Below are 543 nucleotides of genomic sequence, written 5' to 3'. Positions count from 1 at the left end.
AACGGACGCGGCCGGGAACTCTGCAACGGTAACGGATACACAAGTGTATTCAGTAGATACTACATTGCCTATTCCAACATTGACCATCGACGACATCACGGCGGACAACATATTGAACGCCGCGGAAGCGGGAGCGGACGTTTCCGTAACGGGAACGGTAAGCGGTGACTTCAATGATGGGGATACGGTAACGTTGACGGTCGACGGAACAAATTATACCGGAACGGTAGACGCCTTGGGCGCGTACAGTATCGATGTACCGGGCAGCAAACTGGCCGCCGATGCGGACACCACGGTAGACGGAAGCGTGACCACTACGGACGCGGCCGGAAACGAAGGAACAGTAACAGAAACAAAAGCCTATACCGTAGATACCACATTACCGGTACCGGTCTTGGAGATAGACGACATCACGGCGGACAACATATTGAACGCCGCGGAAGCGGGAGCGGACGTTTCCGTAACGGGAACGGTAAGCGGTGACTTCAACGACGGGGATACGGTGACCCTAACGGTGGACGGAACGGACTATACCGGAACGGT

The 543-nt window shown here is 55.2% G+C and carries 1 protein-coding gene; it reads left to right on the top strand.

The window, feature by feature from the left end:
* Nucleotides 1–543 (top strand): Ig-like domain-containing protein (locus IV512_RS19685; protein WP_209406466.1); only part of this gene is annotated, 543 nt, incomplete at both ends.

It is taken from the genome of Pseudozobellia sp. WGM2, from assembly GCF_017810075.1.
GTDB lineage: Bacteria > Bacteroidota > Bacteroidia > Flavobacteriales > Flavobacteriaceae > JADNYK01.
The sequence above is the reverse complement of the archived record's forward strand: the minus strand, read 5'-3'. Positions and strand labels throughout refer to the sequence as shown.